16 protein-coding genes are annotated in these 15230 nt (G+C 65.9%); all 16 read left to right on the top strand.

Annotated features, from left to right (window positions below; translation table 11 throughout):
• Window positions 1–4 precede the first annotated feature (4 nt).
• Window positions 5–1723, top strand: a complete 1719-nt coding sequence (ureC, locus tag PWP93_RS09265) for an urease subunit alpha (RefSeq protein ID WP_421044249.1) — start codon at window positions 5–7, stop codon at window positions 1721–1723.
• 22 nt (window positions 1724–1745) lie between these two features.
• Entirely contained in the window at window positions 1746–2366 is a 621-nt protein-coding gene (gene ureE / locus PWP93_RS09270) for an urease accessory protein UreE (RefSeq protein ID WP_421044250.1), read from the top strand.
• Window positions 2353–3033, top strand: coding sequence for an urease accessory protein UreF (locus tag PWP93_RS09275; RefSeq protein ID WP_421045053.1), 681 nt, complete (start codon window positions 2353–2355; stop codon window positions 3031–3033). The genes ureE and PWP93_RS09275 overlap by 14 nt, the downstream gene beginning before the upstream one ends.
• Window positions 3034–3079: 46 nt before the next feature.
• Window positions 3080–3742: an urease accessory protein UreG gene (ureG, locus tag PWP93_RS09280; protein ID WP_421044251.1), complete on the top strand. Its 663-nt coding sequence runs from the start codon at window positions 3080–3082 to the stop codon at window positions 3740–3742.
• A gap of 542 nt (window positions 3743–4284) precedes the next feature.
• Entirely contained in the window at window positions 4285–4464 is a 180-nt protein-coding gene (locus PWP93_RS09285; RefSeq protein ID WP_421044252.1) for a Flp family type IVb pilin, read from the top strand.
• Window positions 4465–4571: 107 nt separating this feature from the next.
• Entirely contained in the window at window positions 4572–5063 is a 492-nt protein-coding gene (locus tag PWP93_RS09290; RefSeq protein WP_421044253.1) for an A24 family peptidase, read from the top strand.
• A gap of 59 nt (window positions 5064–5122) precedes the next feature.
• Window positions 5123–6160 carry a Flp pilus assembly protein CpaB gene (cpaB, locus tag PWP93_RS09295; protein ID WP_421044254.1) on the top strand — a complete coding sequence of 346 codons (1038 nt, stop codon included), beginning with the start codon at window positions 5123–5125 and terminating at the stop codon, window positions 6158–6160.
• Window positions 6161–6168: 8 nt separating this feature from the next.
• A complete protein-coding gene (locus PWP93_RS09300) occupies window positions 6169–7611 on the top strand; it encodes a type II and III secretion system protein family protein (RefSeq protein WP_421044255.1) in 1443 nt (480 codons plus the stop codon).
• A 7-nt stretch (window positions 7612–7618) separates the two neighbouring features.
• Entirely contained in the window at window positions 7619–8062 is a 444-nt protein-coding gene (locus PWP93_RS09305; protein ID WP_421044256.1) for a CpaD family pilus assembly lipoprotein, read from the top strand.
• Window positions 8063–8076: 14 nt separating this feature from the next.
• A complete protein-coding gene (locus PWP93_RS09310) occupies window positions 8077–9303 on the top strand; it encodes an AAA family ATPase (RefSeq protein ID WP_421044257.1) in 1227 nt (408 codons plus the stop codon).
• The gene (locus PWP93_RS09315; protein WP_421044258.1) at window positions 9303–10781 is read left to right on the top strand and encodes a CpaF family protein; all 1479 of its coding nucleotides are present in this window, start codon (window positions 9303–9305) and stop codon (window positions 10779–10781) included. Before PWP93_RS09310 ends, PWP93_RS09315 begins: the two co-directional genes overlap by 1 nt.
• Window positions 10778–11764, top strand: a complete 987-nt coding sequence (locus tag PWP93_RS09320) for a type II secretion system F family protein (protein WP_421044259.1) — start codon at window positions 10778–10780, stop codon at window positions 11762–11764. Before PWP93_RS09315 ends, PWP93_RS09320 begins: the two co-directional genes overlap by 4 nt.
• Window positions 11761–12717 carry a type II secretion system F family protein gene (locus PWP93_RS09325; RefSeq protein ID WP_421023355.1) on the top strand — a complete coding sequence of 319 codons (957 nt, stop codon included), beginning with the start codon at window positions 11761–11763 and terminating at the stop codon, window positions 12715–12717. Before PWP93_RS09320 ends, PWP93_RS09325 begins: the two co-directional genes overlap by 4 nt.
• 44 nt (window positions 12718–12761) lie before the next feature.
• Complete coding sequence (locus PWP93_RS09330) at window positions 12762–13634, top strand: tetratricopeptide repeat protein (protein WP_421045054.1); 873 nt, start codon at window positions 12762–12764, stop codon at window positions 13632–13634.
• Complete coding sequence (locus PWP93_RS09335; protein WP_421042321.1) at window positions 13631–14080, top strand: TadE/TadG family type IV pilus assembly protein; 450 nt, start codon at window positions 13631–13633, stop codon at window positions 14078–14080. Before PWP93_RS09330 ends, PWP93_RS09335 begins: the two co-directional genes overlap by 4 nt.
• 115 nt (window positions 14081–14195) lie before the next feature.
• Entirely contained in the window at window positions 14196–15230 is a 1035-nt protein-coding gene (locus tag PWP93_RS09340; protein ID WP_421045055.1) for a TadG family pilus assembly protein, read from the top strand.

The raw sequence follows: 15230 nt of genomic DNA on the forward strand, positions 1-15230 counted from the left end.
CGATATGACATTGAAGATCGGCCGCCGCGCCTACGCGGAAATGTTCGGCCCCACGACCGGCGACCGCGTGCGTCTCGCCGACACCGCCCTGCTCATCGAGATCGAACGCGACTACACGGTCTACGGCGACGAAGTGAAGTTCGGCGGCGGCAAGGTGATCCGCGACGGCATGGGCCAGTCGCAGCGCCTCGCAGCCGAGGTGGCCGACACGGTCGTGACCAACGCCGTGATCGTCGACCACTGGGGCATCGTGAAAGCCGACATCGGCATCAAGGACGGCCGAGTCTGGCGCATCGGCAAGGCCGGCAATCCCGACGTGCAGCCGGGCGTGACGATCCCCATTGGCGCCTCGACCGAAGTGATCGCCGGCGAAGGCCAGATCGTGACGGCGGGCGGCATCGACACGCACATCCACTTCATCAGCCCGCAGCAGATCGACGAGGCACTCGCCTCGGGCGTCACGACGATGATCGGCGGCGGCACCGGCCCCGCCACCGGCACCAACGCCACGACCTGCACGCCGGGCCCGTGGCACATGGAGCGCATGCTGCAGGCCGCCGACGGCTGGCCGATCAACCTCGGCTTTCTCGGCAAGGGCAACGTGAGTCTGCCAAAACCCGCCGAAGAGCAAATCGCCGCGGGCGCGATCGGCCTGAAGCTGCACGAAGACTGGGGCTCGACGCCCGCGGCCATCGACAACTGCCTCACCGTCGCCGACGCCACCGACACCCAGGTGGCCATTCACACCGACACGCTCAACGAAGGCGGCTTCGTCGAAGCGACGGTGAACGCGTTCAAGGGCCGCACGATCCACACGTACCACACCGAAGGCGCGGGCGGCGGCCACGCGCCCGACATCATCAAGGTATGCGGCGAGGCCAACGTGCTGCCCTCGTCGACCAATCCCACGCGCCCCTACACGATCAACACGCTCGACGAGCATCTCGACATGCTGATGGTGTGCCATCACCTCGACCCGTCGATTGCCGAGGACATCGCGTTCGCCGAGTCGCGCATCCGCCGCGAGACCATCGCCGCCGAAGACATCCTGCACGACCTCGGCGCACTCTCGATGCTCTCTTCGGATTCCCAGGCGATGGGCCGCGTGGGCGAAGTCATCATCCGCACGTGGCAGACCGCACACAAGATGAAGGTGCAGCGCGGCGCGTTGCCCGAGGATGGGGGTGCCAACAGCGCGCGCAACGACAACTTCCGTGTGAAGCGCTATGTCGCGAAGTACACGATCAACCCGGCGCTCACGCATGGCATCGCGCACGAGCTCGGCTCGATCGAGCCCGGCAAGTGGGCCGACCTGGTGTTCTGGGATCCGGCGTTCTTCGGCGTCAAGCCGGCGATGATCCTCAAGGGCGGCATGATCGCGATGGCGCAGATGGGCGACCCGAACGCATCGATTCCCACGCCGCAGCCCGTGCATTATCGCGAGATGTTCGGCACGCGCGGGCGCGCGCTCACGCAGACCTCGCTCACGTTCGTCTCGCAGCTTGCGCTCGACAAAGGCATGCCCGAGCGCTACGGCCTGCAAAAGCGCATAGTGGCGGTACGCAACTGCCGCAACGTCACGAAAGCCGACATGATCCACAACGCGTGGCAACCTTCGATCAGTGTCGATCCCGAAACCTATCAGGTGATCGCAGACGGCCAGTTGCTGACCTGCGAGCCCGCCACGGTGCTGCCGATGGCGCAGCGCTATTTCCTGTTCTGAAGCCTGAAAACGCTAGTCCGACATGCGCACGATAGACAAACGACTCAACGCGAAGCTCGCACCCGTGCTGATCAAGCGCGCGCCCACGCTCACGCTGGCGTACGACGCGCGCTGCAAGAGCCGCTTCGCGGCCACGCTCGATTCGGGTGAGGAAGTGGGTGTAGTGCTGCCGCGCGGCACGGTGCTGCGCGACGGCGACATGCTGGTCGCCGACGACGGCGGCCTCGTGCGCGTGATCGCCGCGCAGCAAAGCGTGCTGCTCGTGCGCGCGCCCGAGCGCCTCACGCTCATGCGCGCCGCGTATCACCTCGGCAACCGCCATACGCCCGTGGAAGTGGACATCGACGCACTCAAGCTCGAAGCCGATCCAGTGCTCGAAGACATGCTCAAGCGCCTCGGTGCGCGGGTCGAGCGCGCCGAGTTGCCGTTCCAGCCCGAAGCCGGCGCTTATGGCGGAGGACATCGTCATGGTCACGACGAAACCTTCGCCGAAGACTATGCACTCGCGCAAAGCGTGTTCGACGAGCATCACGGGCATGCCCACCATCATGACCATGGCGACCACGCACACGGCGCCGACTGCGGCCACGATCACGGTCATTGCGACGGCCACGCGCACGACCACAGCCATGAACATCGCTGAGCTCACCGCGCTGCTGCATCTCGCTTCGCCGGCGCTGCCGATCGGCGCGTTCAGCTATTCGCAGGGGCTCGAAGCGGCCATCGACGCCGGGCTCGTCGCCAACGCCGACGACGCCGCGCACTGGATCGCAGGCGGCCTCGCGAACGTGCTCGCGCCCGGCGAGCTGCCGTTCATCGCGCATCAGCTCGAACGCTGGCGCACACACGACGCCGATGCGCTGATCGAAGTGAACGAGGAATTCGTCGCGAGCCGCGAATCGGCGGAGCTGCGCCGCGAGACCTCGCAGATGGGCTGGTCGCTGCGCCAGCTTTGCGCTCAGCTCGAATGGGGCGATGCCGCGCGCCGCGCGACGCTCGAATGCATGACGCCCATCGCGCAGCCCACCGCATTTGCCTTTGCGGCCTTCGCGCATGACGCGTCGGCCGACGCCACGCTCGCGGCCTATGCGTTCAGCTGGGTCGAGAACCAGGTCGCCGCCGCGCTCAAGGCGGTGCCGCTCGGGCAGGTCGCGGGGCAGCGCATCGTGGTCGCGCTGCGGCCAGCCATCGAAAGCGCGGTCGCGCGCGCGCTCGCCACGCCGCCCGACGCGCTCAACACCTTCGCGCCCCAGCTCGGCATTCTGAGCGCACGGCACGAATCGCAATACTCGCGGCTCTTTCGCTCCTAGCGCTCCTAGCCGTCTGACTGAACACACACACACACGCACACGAACCATGAATCCGCACTCCAGACGTACCAGGAAACTGCCGCCGCTGCGCGTCGGCGTAGGCGGCCCGGTGGGCTCCGGCAAGACCACGCTGCTCGAAATGCTCTGCAAGACGATGCGCGAGCGCTACGATCTCGTCGCCATCACCAACGACATCTACACGAAGGAAGACCAGCGCCTCCTGACCGTCGCGGGCGCCCTGCCCGCCGAGCGCATCATGGGCGTGGAGACCGGCGGCTGCCCGCACACGGCAATCCGCGAAGACGCGTCGATCAACCTCGAAGCCGTCGACCAGATGCTCACGCGCTTTCCCGACGCGGACATCGTCTTTATCGAATCCGGCGGCGACAATCTCGCGGCCACCTTCAGCCCCGAGCTTTCGGACCTCACGATCTATGTGATCGACGTGGCGGGCGGCGAGAAGATTCCGCGCAAGGGCGGCCCCGGCATCACGAAGTCGGACCTGCTCGTCATCAACAAGACCGATCTCGCGCCGCTCGTGGGTGCCAATCTCGACGTGATGGCCTCGGATGCGAAGAAGATGCGCGGCGAGCGCCCGTTCGTGATGTGCAACCTGAAGGCGCTCGAGGGCCTCGATCAGGTAATCGCGTTTATCGAAAAGCAGGGACTGCTAATCAATGGCGGATGCAGCGGAACCGGACCACGGTGACACGCACCGGCGCGGGGCCGAATCTGGAGCCCAGACGGGTGCTCAAGCGCTGATCAACGCCGCGCGCGAAACGCCCCGTCGAGCTCCGCCTGTCCAGTGCTCGCGCCACCTGTTCCCCGACCCTCATTCCATCCTGCGGCCTCGCAAAACACGCAGTGCTTTTGCATGGCGATCGCACAATCGTCGGCGTACCTCGCCGCGATAACCCATCCACTCTCCCTCCCCGTTTTCACCCAACCGCCTTCCTTTCAGGCGGAAATATCTGCCGAAAACATTCTGTAATCATCTGATCAAAAAGCCGTTTATAAGGCAAAAACTGGCGCCGCTTTACGCCTCTATTCAACGGATCACATGAATGCGACCGGCAATACGATTCGCATCAGGGAAGGCATTCACACCGGATGCCAGGCCGCGTGCAATGGGCTCAAGCTTGCGGGCCAATTGCCGTTAAAGAGTCTCGGGGGATGAGTTCGTCCTCCTTCGGGGCCAGTCGGCATAGCAAGCATTGTCACGCAAGCGTTACTTCAACAAGGAGTCCTCTCATGCTGCGTTTTATTCGTTCCATCTCGCGCGACGAGCGCGGCGTCAGCTCGCTGGAATATGCGGTTCTTGGCGGCATCATCGTCGCTGTCCTGGTCGCGCTCGGTACGTACCTGTCCGGTAACACGGGTTTCCAGGCGCTTTTCCAGACGCTGATCACCAAGGCAACCAACGCAATCTAGCGCTCGTGATGCTCCGGCACAGCATGAACAGTGCAAGCCGGAGACCGTCTTCCTCGCATATACGGCAAACGATGTTTTACCTGGGCATAGTGAAAGCGGCTGCGAGCATGACTCTCGTCATGCTCGCAGGTTGCGATCTGCGCATGCGGCGTTTGCCAAATACCGCCGTGGCCGCATTCGCCGCCCTGTATTTCGTCAGCGCCGCGATGACAGGGTTCGGCCGAGCCGCGTGCGAGATCCATGTGGCGGCGGGCGTGGCGGCGCTTGTCGTGGCTGCGGTGATGTTTCGATTGGGCTGGCTCGGCGGCGGCGATGTGAAGCTCGCCGCTGCGGTCTTCCTCTGGGCAGGGCCGCAATCGTGGCCGGTGCTGGTAGTCGTTTCGACATGCGGATTGTTTGTGGCCCTTGTCATGCTCGCAGTAGCCTGCATGCAGCGCATTCCCGCCCTCGCGGGTGTGAGCGTGCGGCTTGGCTGGATCGCACCGGCGCGCGGCGTCCCCTATGGCGTTGCGCTCGCGTTGGGCGGCCTGGTCGCGGTCTGGCTGCAGCCCGCATCCGGCCATCGCACGACGCTTGCCATGTTGCAACTGCTTGTTTAGTTCAACCGAAGTCTCGCCCGCCGCGTCTACGCCGCTTGCCCGAATACAACGCCGCCCATATGCAAAATTTCATCAAGCTAGTCGCGCTCGTTGTCATCGCCGCGATTGGCGCATTCATCATCCGCGCGCTGTTCATTGCCGCATCGAACCCGAAAGCCGCGGCTCATGCGTCCACGGTGCACGTGCGCGCCGCAGCCGACGATTTGCCGGACGGATTGCTGCTGCGCGACGCGGACCTCGTATGGAAAGCGGTGCCACGTGATCAGGTTCCGTCCGGCGCACTCGTCGAAGAGGCCACCGAAGCCGGCAACCCCAAAGACCTCAAGGGCGATCTGCTACGGCACGCGGTTCGCGCAGGAACGCCGCTTGGCGTGGCCGACGTGATCTTGCCGGGCGCTCCAGGTTTTCTTGCAGCGGCGCTCAAGCCCGGCATGCGCGCGATCTCGGTTGCCGTCGATGACGTGTCGGGCAACGCCGGGCTCATTCAGCCCGGCGATTATGTCGACATCCTGCTCACACAGCAGATGCGCACCGAAACAGGTATTCATGTCGATCCCGCGCGCGCCGTCGAATCGGAAACGGTTGCCGAGCGCGTGCGCGTACTCGCGGTCGGCACAGCGTTTCGTCGTCCGAAGGATGATGACGGCGCCCCGAGCACCAATGCCCGCACCGTGACTATCGAGGTCACGCCGGCGAGCGCACAGTCGATCACGGTGGCAGCGCACCTCGGCACGCTCTCGCTTGCGCTGCGCAGTTTCGCTACGCGCGACAGGCACGCACCGGACGCCGAGGACATCGCCATGGCGCACACGCCGCCCGTATGGGCCGGAGACGTCTCGCGCGCGCTACGCGGCATGAGCGCGCCGGCAACAGCACCGCGCCAGACGAAAGCACCGGCACAGGCGCCGCATGTCGTCATCTACCGCGGCTCGAAGGTCGAGCAGGCAGACGGCGAATTGCCCGGCAGCACTTCCACTGGCGCGCCGGGGGTGCCGCCGCTGCCTGGCGGCATGCCGCCCGCGGCGCCCACTCCGTCCGGGACACCCGTCACGCCCGCACAGGCGCAAGCGGCCCCCGCCCCTGCCGCAGGATCATAGGACGACACATGTTCAGCCTCACATACGGCAAGCTGCTTTCACACGGTGCGCAGCGCCACGCTAGCGGCCGCCCTGCCGTCACCGCCCTGTTCGGCGCGCTGCTTGCCATGGCCATACTCGCCGGCCCGGGAGCGGATGCTGCACGGGCAAAAGAGCCCGCGGCGCCCGCCGATGTGCTGTCGGTCGCCGCAGGCAGCGGCACGTTAATCGAATTGCCGCAACCCGCTGTTGCCGTCTTCGTTGCCGACCCGAACGTTGCCGATGTCCATGTGCCGACGCCGCGCTCGGTTTTCGTGCTCGGCAAGAAGTCCGGCACGACGACACTCTTCGCACTCGGCCCCAACAATCGGGAAATCCTGCGCAAGACAATCAGCGTGTCCACGGATACGGCTTCGATCCAGCGTCTTATCGACGCGCGCTTTCCCAAACTCGCGGTGACAGTGTCGGGCGCGCCCGGCTCATTGATGGTGACCGGCGCGGTGCCGAGCGCAGCGGATGCCGATGCCATCGTCCAGACGCTGCAGCCGTATCTTCACGCCAACGAGCAACTCGTGAACCGCCTCTCGATCGCGCACCCGATCCAGGTGCTGCTGCGCGTGCGCATTACCGAGGTGGATCGCAACATCACGCAACAGCTCGGCATCAACTGGAATGCCATTGCCGCGAGCGGCAACTTCTTCGGTGGGCTGTTCAACGGGCGCGCCATCCTGGACGCGACGACGAATCTCTTCAACCTCCAGTCCAACGGCGCGTACTCGGTGCTTGGCGGATTCAAGGTCGGCAAGACGAACATCCAAGGCGTGCTCGACGCGCTCGATCAGGAAGGCTTGCTGACCATGCTGGCCGAGCCGAACCTGACGGCGATGTCGGGTCAAACGGCGAGCTTCCTCGCCGGGGGCGAGTTGCCGATCCCCGTGCCGCAGAGCGGCACGACGAGCACGATCACGGTCGAGTACAAGCCTTACGGCGTCGCGCTGAATTTCACGCCTACCGTCCTCGCCGACAACCGCATCAGCCTGAACGTGCGGCCTGAAGTCAGCCAGATCGACCCGAGCAACAGCGTCACGCTGAACTCGATCGTGGTGCCGGCGCTATCGGTTCGCCGCATGGAGACCACCGTCGAGCTCTCGAGCGGGCAGAGCTTCGCAATCGGCGGACTCTTGCAGAGCTCGACAAGCGATGTGCTCTCCCAGCTTCCCGGTGTGGGCAGTCTGCCCGTTCTCGGCAAGCTGTTCTCGTCGACGAAATACCAGAACGACAAGTCGGAGCTCGTCGTCATCGTGACGCCGTATATCGTCGGGCCGACCGGGCCGGGCCAGTTGCACGGCGCGCTGGACGATGTCATCACGCCCAGCAGCGACATCGAGTTTGCCGTGCGCCAGTCGCTCTCGATCGACCCGCTTTCGGGTAATTCGCCGCGCCTTGTTGGCGCTGCGGGCTTCGTTTACTGACACTGACATGGGAACCATGATGAAGCCCCGGCTCTCGCTCGTTGCCACGATTCTCGCCGGCGTGGTCAGCACCGGCCTCGCGTCCTGCATGTCGGCGCAGCCGCCGATTGGCATGCCCGATCCGTCGGTGATCGGCTTTGCCCCCGGCGACGGCGGCCACGCGACGCCCCCGGCGTGCGCGGCGCTCAACCAGCGCTCCGGCATGCTCGATGCCGGACAGGCGCGGCCCGGCGTGGCGTTCGGCTGCGCGACCTACTCGAACCTGGCCGCGATGCTCGCGCGGCCGGCTGACCTCGTCGCACCCGTGCCGTACGCGGGCGCGGACGCGCCGCTCGCCGCGAGCGCAGTGCGGCGCTACGAGGAGGACCGGACGAAACCGCTGAACTCCGACTATTCGAGCGCTACGTCATCTTCGCCGTCCTCGTCGAACTCGTCGACGGGATCCCGATAACGGAGCGTGCACCCATGGGCGTTTTCGAATCGACCATCCTCAAACGCCGGGCACAGCCGTCCGGCGCCGAAAAACTCATCGCCGTCGTCGCCGACGCGCAAAGCACGGAAGTCATCAAAAGCGTCGTCATCGATCAGGGCATCGCGACCTCGCATGTCACGCTCGGCTCGCTCGACGATGCGGTCGCGGTCATGTCTTCGCTCAAGGAGTCGCCGCGTCATCTGATCGTCGATATCACCGGATCGACAATGCCGATTTCCGATCTGACGCGGCTCGCCGAGGCCGTCGATCCTTCGGTCGCCGTCATTGTCGTGGGCGAGCGCAACGATGTCGGGCTCTTTCGCAGCCTGTTGCACATCGGCGTGCATGACTATCTCGTCAAGCCGCTCACTGCGGAGCTCGTGCGGCGCGCGCTCACATCCACGGGCGGCGGCGCGTCGACACGCATGGGCAAGGTGCTCTCGTTCGTGGGCGCGCGAGGCGGCGTCGGCGTCACGACGATCACAACGGCGCTCGCGTCTCATCTCGCCGATGCAACGCGGCGCCGCATTGCCTACATCGACCTCGACCCTTACGGCGGTGCGGCCACTTCGATGCTCGGCGTCGCCGCCAACAACGGCCTCATCGAATTACTGCAAAACCCGCAGCGGCTCGATCAGCAATTGATCAATCAGGCTTTCGTCGCGCAGAGCGACCGCCTTCTCGTGCTGGCCTCGGAACTTCCGTACAACCAGGAGTTCACCCTGCGCCAGGGTGCGCTAGGCGAGCTCGTCGCGATGCTCAAGCACCACTTTCACTACATCATGCTCGACCTGCCGGGGCGCGCCGGCCGGGTCGTCGAGGAAGCCCTCGACGCGAGCTCGACGATCCACGTGGTGGCCGATCTCTCCGTGCATTCGGCACGCGAAGCGGCACGCCTTTGCCGTTTTGCCCAAACGCTCGACAGCACGCCCGCCATCACGGTGTTGCTCAACGAGGCGCGGCAACCCGTGTCAGGACGCGTTCGCGAGGACGATTTCGTCAACGCGCTCGCACGCGGCTCCGTGCATTCGCTGCCCTACGAGCCGCAGAGCCTCGCGCTCGCGGAAAACCTCGGCGAAGCACCAACGCTTGCCAACGCACAACGCTCGCCGTTCGCCGCGGCCATCGTGTCGCTCGCCAATGCGATCACGGGCAGCGAGGCGGCCGTGCCACGCGAGCCGTGGTACAAGCGCCTCGTGCCCACGCGGAGGGCAAGCTGATGTTCGGCCGCCGCAACCCCCTCGCCGGCTGCCCCTCGCCCGCTTCAGGCGCATCAGCGGCATCAGGCGCATGCGCCGCATCCGCCGATGACCCAGGCAGCGCGGCCTGCGCCGCCGCTGCCGCCGAGCCGCAAGAAGGCAGGCGCGAAGCGCCGCTGGCCTCGCTGGCAGGGCCGCACGCCGCCGCCAGCCTCTCGAGCGCGGACCGCCACGAAGCGCTGATCCGCTCCGAGACGTTCAAGGCGATTCGTTCGGCCGTCTTTTCATCGATGAACATGTCGGCGGCGCTCATGATGTCGCGCGCCGAAGTGCGCACGGGCATCGAGCAGATCGCAGCCGAGACGACGGCGCGCGAGCGTTTGTCGCTGACGCTGACCGAGCAGACGCTCGCCGTCGATGAGATTCTCAACGACATGTTCGGCATCGGGCCGATCGAGCCGCTGCTCGCCGACGAGCGGGTCACCGACATTCTCGTGAACGGGCCGGACCAGGTCTACGTGGAGCGCGGCGGCCGCCTCGAGCTCACGCCGCTGAAGTTCCGCGACAACGCGCACGTCATCAACGTGGCGCAGCGCATCGCGGCGGCAATCGGGCGGCGCGTCGACGAAAGCAGTCCGATGGTCGATGCGCGTCTTGCCGACGGCAGCCGCGTCAACGTCGTGCTGCCGCCGATCGCCCTGCGCGGCGCATCGATCTCGATCCGCAAGTTCGCCAAGCGCAACATCACGCTCGGCCGCATGGCGCAGCAGGGCAATATCTCGACGCAGATGGTGGACGTGCTGCGCATCGCCACCGCGTGCCGCCTGAACGTCGTGATATCGGGCGGCACCGGCTCCGGCAAGACCACCCTGCTCAATGCGCTCTCGCGCTTCATCGACGAAGCCGAGCGCGTGGTCACGATCGAGGACGCCGCCGAGCTGCAACTCCAGCAGCCGCACGTCGTGAGTCTCGAGACGCGCCCCGAAAACAGCGAAGGCTTGGGCGGCATCTCGCAGCGCGACCTCGTTCGCAACGCGCTGCGTATGCGCCCGGACCGGCTCATCCTCGGCGAGACGCGCGGCACTGAAGCATTCGACGTGCTGCAGGCAATGAATACGGGCCACGACGGATCGATGACGACGATCCACGCGAACACGCCGCGCGATGCGATCACGCGGCTCGAGAGCATGGTGATGATGGCCAACGGCAATCTGCCGCTAATGTCGATTCGCAGACAGATCGCCAGCGCCGTCCATCTGATCCTGCAGGTCGAGCGCATGCGTGACGGCGTGCGGCGCGTGACCCACGTGACCGAGATCGCGGGCATGGAAGGCGACGTCGTCATCACGCAGGACCTGTTCACCTTCCGCTACAACGGCACCGCTTACGAAGAGCAGGTGCGCGGGACGTTCGAATGCTCGTCGCTGCGGCCCGTGTTCGCTCAGCGCGCTGCTTACTTCGGCCTCGAAGAGGCGCTGCTCACGGCGATGCAATCATGAGATCCGCGGACATCATCGGCTTTGGCGCCTTCTTTGCTCTCGTGATGGTCGGGCTCATCGTCCATTCCTTGCGCAGCATCGCCCGCCAGCAGCCGCGCACGCGCATCCGCGCGCGCGTAATCACGGTACGCGATGAGAGCAAGGCCGCCCTCGTCGAGCACGACGCGAAGCAGCAGGCGCAACTGCTGCAGCCCAAGCGCCGCTTCGCGAATCAGGACGCCCTTTTTGCGATCATCCCGGCCTGGCACGAACGCATCCATACGGTCAGTGGGCCGGGCGGCATTCGTGCGCTTTACGTCGTCGCGATCGTGGCGCTCATGGCGTCGGTGATCGGCACCGCGCTCGCTCCCGTGGGCCCCGTACTGCGTGTGCTCGGCTGCATCGTCATCCCCGTGCTTGTCGTGCGCGCGGCCTACCAGTGGTTGATCGCGCGTTTCAGGAACCGCTTTCTCGCGATCTTTCCCGATACGATCGACCTCATCATCCGCGCGGTGCGCGCCGGCATTCCCGTTGTGCAGGCGATCTGCGTGGCAGGGGTCGAAAGCGACGAGCCGGTTCGGACGACCTTTCGCGCGATGGGCGATGCCCTGCTCGTTGGCGCCGACCTGAAAGACGTGCTCGAACAGGCAGCAGCGCGCATGCGGCTCGCCGACTTCTCGTTCTTTACCGTTTGCCTGATCTTGCAGCGCGAAACGGGCGGCAATCTCGGCGATACGCTCGAGAACCTTTCGGGGATCGTGCGCATGCGGCGCGACATCCGCGCAAAAAGCAAGGCGCTCACGGCGGAGGGACGGCTCGCGAGCAAGATGATTGCAGCCGTGCCGTTCGCGCTCATGGGGTTTATCTACATCGTGAATCGGCCCTACCTGGACATGCTCACGCATACCCGGGCCGGACACAAGATCCTCACCCTCGCCGCCGTGCTGCTCACGATCGGACTTTGGCTCATCAACAAGATTTCGAACCTGGACACCTCGCGATGATGAACGCCGACTTCTGGCGCAATGCCGCCTTGCTCGTCCTGCTTGCCGGCTTCACGCTGTGGCTCGCCATGCGCGACAAGGGCCAGCGCGCGCGCATTGCCCAGCGCACACGGCAAGCCGTGGCCCGCGTGGGCGTCATGGGCGTCGACAGCAGCGCGACGGCCGATGTCGCCAAACGCATGCCGCAGCGCTTCGCAAGACGCATCGCCGCACTCGGCGAGCGGCTGCCGGTCGTGCAGGCCGAAGACCGCGCCAAAGTCGCCATGCGTCTTGCCAGCGCGGGATTTCGCGACCACCGCGCGGTGGCGGTTCTCTCGGGGCTCAAGATCGTCGTGGGCGCCTGTTTCGCGCTCGGCGCCATCGCCCTTGGCGGGCATCTGCCCGCGGCCGGCCAGATATTCGTGATCCGGGCGCTGCTGATGGCGGGCGCATTCGTCATCGGCATGATGTTGCCGGAATATGCGCTCGCGTTCTTCGTCCGGCATCGTCGCCGCGCCATCGCGGCCGCGCTGCCCGATGCGCTCGACCTGCTCGTTGTCTGCACCAACGCGGGCAATAGCCTCGTCGTCGCCATCAAGCGCGTGGCGCGCGAGCTGCGCGTGATCTGCCCGCCGCTCGCCGATGAATTCACGGTCACGGCGGACGAGCTCAGCATCGGCAGCGACACCGCGCAGGCGCTCAATGCGATGTCGGCGCGAGTCGGCCTGTCCACCATGCGCGCACTGGTGACCACCCTCGTGCAGTCGCAAAAGTACGGCACACCGATCACGCAATCGCTGCGCACGCTGTCGCGCACCGAGCGGGCCATGCAGATGGTCGCGCTCGAGGAAAAGGCCGCCAAGCTCGCACCAAAAATGACCATGCCGATGATGTTTTTCATCATGCCGACCGTCTCGCTCATTGCGGCGGGCCCAGCCGTCATTCGGCTCATCGCCGTGTTCCGCGGCCATTGAGCGCTTCAGGAATGCAGGAGTTCAAATTGATCCCATCTCGACCCATGCCTGCGCGCAGGACACTCACCGCGCTGCTGACGCTGCTGGCACCGCTGGCCGCCGCGCTGCTCGCCACGGGATGCGCCAGCAATCACTTCGTGACGCCGCAGCCTGCCGCCACGCACCTGCCCGATGCGCAAGCCGACATGCATGTCGCCGAAAGCGCGCTCGAAGCCGGAGATACGCAGCTGGCCATATCGCTTTTCGGCAAGCAGTTGAAGGCCGATCCGCAATCGAAAGCCGCCCAGCTCGGCCTCGGCGACGCGATGTATCAAAGTGGCGATCTCGCGCGCGCCGGCGTCCTCTATGCGCGGGTTGCAGCCAGTGCGCCGGACGATGCGCGCGCCATGCTCGGGCTCGCACGCGTCGCGCTGCGCCAGCGACGGCTCGACGAAGCCGAGCAGCGCTACCGGAAACTGCTCGCGGCTCACCCTGAGCATGCCGTAGCCGCCGAAGGCCTGGGCGCGACGCTCGATCTCGAAGGCAAGCACCCTCAAGCGCAGGCGGTCTATCGGGCCGCCTTGCAGCAACACCCGGAAGTCGCAGGCCTCAAGGCGGACCTGGGCCTCTCGCTCATCCTGGCGGGTGACGTGCGCGCCGGCGCCAATGTCCTGCTCGATGTCGCGGGCTTGCCCGACGCGCCGCCCCAGGCGCGCGAGAACCTCGCGCTGGCCTACGGATTGCTCGGCAACAACGAGGCCGCGAGGCGTATCCTGGTCACCGACATGCCGCCCGACTCGGCGGATGACAATCTGCGCTTCTACCGGCAACTGCGCGAGCGCCTTGCCGCCGCCGGGCCAGATGCGAGCGCTGCGGGTGCGGCGCAAACCCAGCCGGTATCGGCAGCGAGCGTCGCGCGTGTCGGAGCGCTCCAATGAAGGCGCGCGGGCGCGCGAGCCCCGGCGCCCGCGTTCATGCGCGCGGCGTCGTCTCGCTCGAATTCGTGCTGGTGCTGCCGTTCCTGCTGATGATGCTCTTTGGCATCGTCGACGTGAGCATGCTCCTTTGCGACAAGGCCGTCATCACGAATGCCGCCGGGGAAGCGGCGCGCCAGGGCGTAGTGCTGCGCGTGCCGACCTACACGCAAACCCAGATCAGGAATGTCGCGCTCGCCTATACGAACAACGGTCTGGTAACCAGCGGCACCGCCACGCCTCCAACCGTGACGGTGAGCCCCGCAGGGGGCTGCGCAACGGCCGGCAGCAGCAATCCGCTTCAGGTGAGCATCGCGTACACCTACAACGGGGTCGTGCTCGGCTCGGCGTTGAGCGTGCTGACAGGCCCCATCACCGTTACCGCCGTCGCGGTGAAAAACTGTGAATAACCGCGTGTCTTCCAGCGTGTCTTCCCGCGCGCCGTCCCGCGTGCCTCCGGGCCGGGCAGCAGCCGCCCGCTATCGGTCGCCGGTGCGCCACGGCCGGCGCCCGCACCCGCACCCGTTGGCAACGGCACGATCGCGCTCGCGCGGGGCGGTCACGCTCTGGTTCCTGTTGACGTTCACCGCCCTGCTGATCATTGGCGCCTTTGCGATCGACTTGCCGCGTGTCTTCACGGTCAGCGGCGAACTGCAAAACGGCGCTGACGCGGCGGCACTCGCCGGGGCCGGGGCGCTCTCCCGGGGCAGCACGAGCGGACCGAACTGGACGGCGGCGGCCGCGTCCGCCACGACCGCCATCGCGTTGAACAAGTCGGATGGTGTCACGCTTTCCAGCGGCGCGGTCAAAGCGGGATATTGGGACGTCGCGGCATCCTCGCCCACGCTGCTCGCCCCAAGCCAGGTCACGCTGCCAGCGCCATCGGGGCAAATGCCCGAACCCGCGGTGCAGGTGACGATCGCCCGCAATGCCTCGAGCAACGGCGGGCTGGTGTCGCTGCTGCTCGGCTCGCTGCTCGGCGTACCGACGACGGCCGACAGCGCAACGGCCGTCGCGATCATCGCACCGCCGTCCACGGTGCCGGCCGGATCGCTCTTTCCCGTGGTCATGGATCAGTGCGTGTACAACCAGTACTGGGATTCAAAAACGAATGCGCCCAAAGTCGACGCGAAAGGCCAGCCTTACGAGTTCCAGATCGGCAACGGTCAAACCTATGGCTCGTCGTGCGAGGCGGGACAGTGGACGTCGTTCAACACGATCGCCAACGACACGACCGCGATCATCAATCTGATCAATTCCGGCAATCCGACCTCGCTGTCGATCGGAGACAACATCTACGTCCAGCCGGGCGTCAAGGACGTCGTCTATAGCAACGTCCCCACCGGAACCACTGTCCTCCTGCCGGTCGGCACGCAAATCGCGAGCAAGACGTCCGTCCCGATCGTCGCATTCGCCGCTTTATATATCGACAGCTCGGTCGGTCAGAACAGCAAATACATCCAGGGGCACTTCGTAGCAGGCTACACGATGCGGACCCAGGGAACCGGCGTCTCCACGTCGGACTACGGTGGCTATGTCGCGCCGCGTCTTGCGTTCTGA

Source organism: Paraburkholderia sp. A1RI-2L (assembly GCF_048957375.1).
Classification (GTDB): domain Bacteria; phylum Pseudomonadota; class Gammaproteobacteria; order Burkholderiales; family Burkholderiaceae; genus Paraburkholderia.